This window comes from Cupriavidus sp. 05N39 (genome assembly GCF_056397325.1).
This window is the reverse complement of the sequence record NZ_JBFTNE010000275.1, coordinates 1-569: the sequence shown is the minus strand read 5'-3', so window position 1 is coordinate 569 and position 569 is coordinate 1. Positions and strand designations below refer to the sequence as shown.

Below are 569 nucleotides of genomic sequence, written 5' to 3'. Positions count from 1 at the left end.
GCAGCGGCATTTCCAGCTGCAGCCGGCGCAGTGGCCGGTTGCCGCGCTGACCCGCCAACTGGATGTCGGCGACGCCGGGGACGCGATCTGGTTGCGTGCAGACCCGGCCAATGTCGTGCCGGACATGCAGGGCGCACGGATGATGGGCCACGGCGACACGCTGCGGCCCGATGCCGAGGACGTGGCCCAGCTGCTGCCGGCCTTGCAACCGTTGTTCGCCGGGTTCGGGTTCATCCTGGATGCGCCGGTGCCCTCACGCTGGTACCTGCGCCTGCCGCCGGGCACCACGCTGCCGGACTTCCACAGCCCCGATGACGTGCTGGGCGACGACCTCTTCGCGCATCTTCCGGACGGCGATGCGGGGCGCCGATGGCGCGCCCTGCTGACCGAAGCGCAGGTGGTGCTGCATACCCACGACTGGAACCAGCAGCGCGTGGCCGACGGCAAGCGTGCGATCAATTCGCTGTGGTTCTGGGGCGGCGGCGCGTTGCCGCAGTCGGTGCATACCGCCCATGCCCAGGTCCGCAGCCGCGAGGCGCTGCTGCAGGCCTTGGCCAAGGCAGCCGGGC

At 71.0% G+C, this 569-nt stretch carries 1 pseudogene; it reads left to right on the top strand.

What is annotated here, in order from left to right:
• Window positions 1-569 (top strand): annotated as a pseudogene (locus AC1DN0_RS41270) (hypothetical protein); the annotation flags it as partial.